Genomic DNA, 2,892 nt, shown 5'->3' on the forward strand with positions numbered 1-2,892 from the left:
AAACGATCCTGGCACCACGTGGGATACAGAGGAGGGTGTAGCACCGATCCTTGAGTCCCGCCGCCGCAGGCGCTCCCGCCCGCGCTGAGCGCGACCGGGCCGATCAGGAGCTTCGGCGGGCGGTGCCTCGACGGCGGCGCCCTGTTGCTGGTGGAGTGCGACGGCTCGGCCGCGCAGGCGTGGACCGCGCCCGCGGACGGCACACTGCGCGTCGCCGGGCAGTGTCTCCAGGCCGGGGGCGCCGCGCTGACCCTGCAGCCGTGCGACGGCAGCGCCGAGCAGGCCTGGGACCGCACCGCCCAGCCGGGCGACGCGGCCGAGGTGGCCAGCGTGACCTCGGGCCTGTGCCTCGACCCCGGCGCGGGCACCGTCCCCGGGCTGGCGAACTGCGACGGCACCGAGGCCCAGCGCTGGCACCTGCCCTGAGCCGGAAGCGGGCCGGAACTGACCCGGACGTCGAGGCGGAGCCCCTACGTCACGCGGCGACCTTCCTGGCCGACGCGAGGGCCTTGCCCAGCGCCTCGAGCGGGCCGGCGCAGCCGGCGTGGCTGAACCGCGGCTCGCTCTGCCACGGGATGACCTGGCCGGCCTTGACCGCCGGCAGCGCGGCCCAGGTGGGCTTGGCAGTGAGGTCCTTGGGCTGCAGGGCCGAGGTGCGGCTGTCGAGCAGGATGACGTCGGCCTTGTACTTGTCGACGGTCTCCCAGCTGAGGTTCTCGAAGAACCCGCCGGTGACGTTGTCGGGGACGATGACCTCGACGCCGAGCTCCTGGTAGTAGCTCAGGTCGGCGTAGACCTTCGGGGTGGAGACGTAGAACAGGTCGGCGCTGGCCGAGCCGGCGAGGACCTTCAGCCCCCCGTTCGCCTTCACCGCGTCCTTGACGGCGGTGGCGGCGGCGTCGAAGCGGGCCTTGGCGTCGGTGACGGGCTTCGCGTTCTGGTCGGCGCCGAGCGACGCGGCCAGTTCGCCGTACCTGGCCAGGACCTGGGCCAGCGAGACGCCCGCGACCTTGATCGCGACGCTCGGCGCGAGCGCGGCGATCTTGTCCTTGCTGTCGTCCGGGACGTACCACAGCGCGGGCGGCTCGTACGTGTTCGTGACGAGCAGCTCGGGCTTGAGCGCGGCGTACTTCTCGATGTTGAACTCGCCCCAGGCGTTGCCCAGCGACGTGAGCCTGGCGACGTCCAGGTCGCCGGCGAGGGGATCCTTGCCACCGTCGGCCGTCTTCGACGGCCCGAAGATGCCGACGAGCCGGCTGTCCACGCCGAAGTCGCGCAGCGCGGCGGCCGAGCCGACGTAGGCCACGACCTTCTGCGGGGTGCTCGGCGCGCTGACCCTGGTGCCGCGGTCGTCGGTGAACGCCCACGGGCCGGCCGAGGCCGGCGCCGCCCCACCCTCGTCGTCGGTCCCGCCGCACGCGGCGAGCAGGGCGCCGAGGCCGAGCGCGCCGGCGCCCGTCAGCAGGCGGCGGCGGGACAGGGATGGGGACATGGCGTTGCCTCGTTTCTGACGACTTGTACGATCAGCGCAATAAGGTTAGCCTTCCCTAACTCGTCGATGTCAAGTCACCCGGGAGCGTCGCTTGCAGGTCGTCCACAAAGGACGCTGGCTGGTCGCCGCGGTGGTGCTGCTGCTCGCCGCCCTCGCGGCCAGCCTGGCGATCGGCGCCCGGCCGCTCAGCCCGGCCGAGGTCTGGCACGGCCTCACCGACGCGTCCGGCGCCGCGGTGACCGTCGTGCGCGAGCTGCGGCTGCCGCGCACCGCGCTGGGCCTCGCCGTCGGCGCCGCGCTCGGCCTGGCCGGGGCGCTCATGCAGGCGCTGACCCGCAACCCGCTCGCCGACCCCGGCCTGCTCGGCGTCAACGCCGGCGCGGCGGCCGCGGTCGTGTCGGCGATCGCGTTCCTCGGCGTCACGGACCTCATCGGGTACGTCTGGTTCGCCTTCGCCGGCGCCGCCGTCGTGTCGGTCGTAGTGTGGGCCGTCGCCGGCGGGCGGCGGGCCGGCCCGGCCGGGCTCGCGCTGTCCGGGACCGCCGTCACGGCGGCGCTGTACGCCTACGTCTACGCGGTACAACTGCTGAACACCAACTCGCTGGACCGGATGCGGTTCTGGACGGCGGGTTCGCTCGCGGCGGCCCGGCCGGGCACCACCACGGTCGTCGTGCCGTTCATCGCGGCCGGGATCCTGCTCACCGCGCTGCTCGCCCGCTCGCTCAACGTCCTCGCCCTCGGCGACGACGCCGCCCGCGGGCTCGGCGCCCACCCCGACCGCATCCGGGTCCTCGCCGCGCTCGCCATCGTGCTGCTGTGCGGCGCGGCGACCGCGGCCTGCGGCCCGATCGTGTTCCTCGGGCTGATGGTGCCGCACCTGGTCCGGCCGCTCACCGGGCCCGACCTGCGCTGGCTGCTGCCCTTCTCGGCGGTACTGGCACCGGCCCTGCTGCTGGTCGCGGACGTGCTCGGCCGGGTGGTGGCCCGGCCCGGCGAGCTGCAGGTGGGCGTGGTCACAGCGGTCGTCGGCGGCGCGTTCTTCCTCGCCGTGGTCCAGCGGAGGCGGGCGTGAGGGCGCGGCTCGCGACCGCGGGCCTCCCGCTCGTCGCCGCGGTGCAGCGGAGGCGGGCGTGAGGGCGCGGCTCGCCACGGCCGGCTTTCTCGTGGTCGCCGTGCTCACCGGGCTGGTCGCGATCGGCAGCGGCGACTACCCGATCAGCGTCCCCGACGTCGTGCGCACGCTGCTGGGCGACGGCTCCCCCGCCGACACGTTCATCGTCGAGGAACTGCGCCTGCCGCGGGTGCTCACCGGCCTGTTCGCCGGGGCCGCGCTCGCCCTGGCCGGCGCCGTGTTCCAGTCCCTGGTCCGCAACCCGCTCGGCAGCCCCGACGTGCTCGGC

4 protein-coding genes are annotated in these 2,892 nt (G+C 74.6%); 3 read left to right on the plus strand and 1 reads right to left on the minus strand.

All coding sequences use genetic code 11. From position 1 onward, the window contains the following. The first annotated feature begins 102 nt into the window (after positions 1-102). Positions 103-426, plus strand: coding sequence for a ricin-type beta-trefoil lectin domain protein (locus ABZS66_RS61200; protein ID WP_354774138.1), 324 nt, complete (start codon positions 103-105; stop codon positions 424-426). Positions 427-475: 49 nt separating this feature from the next. Here ABZS66_RS61200 and ABZS66_RS61205 read toward each other — a convergent pair whose 3' ends face one another. Beyond that, positions 476-1,492 carry an ABC transporter substrate-binding protein gene (locus ABZS66_RS61205; protein ID WP_354774132.1) on the minus strand — a complete coding sequence of 339 codons (1,017 nt, stop codon included), beginning with the start codon at positions 1,490-1,492 and terminating at the stop codon, positions 476-478. 91 nt (positions 1,493-1,583) lie between these two features. Between ABZS66_RS61205 and ABZS66_RS61210 the strand changes: the two genes are divergently transcribed. Both ABZS66_RS61210 and ABZS66_RS61215 read left to right on the plus strand, forming a co-directional pair. Continuing rightward, entirely contained in the window at positions 1,584-2,564 is a 981-nt protein-coding gene (locus ABZS66_RS61210) for an iron chelate uptake ABC transporter family permease subunit (protein ID WP_354774134.1), read from the plus strand. A gap of 58 nt (positions 2,565-2,622) precedes the next feature. Further along, positions 2,623-2,892: iron chelate uptake ABC transporter family permease subunit (locus ABZS66_RS61215; RefSeq protein ID WP_354774136.1), on the plus strand; the 270-nt coding region annotated here is incomplete at its 3' end.

Origin of the sequence: Dactylosporangium sp. NPDC005572 (genome assembly GCF_040605515.1) — a bacterium.
Lineage (GTDB): Bacteria > Actinomycetota > Actinomycetes > Mycobacteriales > Micromonosporaceae > Dactylosporangium.

Coding starts and splice junctions, on each gene's coding strand:
- ABZS66_RS61205 (WP_354774132.1), bottom strand. CDS start 1,492: ATGTCCCCATCCCTGTCCCGCCGCCGCCTGCTGACGGGCGCCGGCGCG.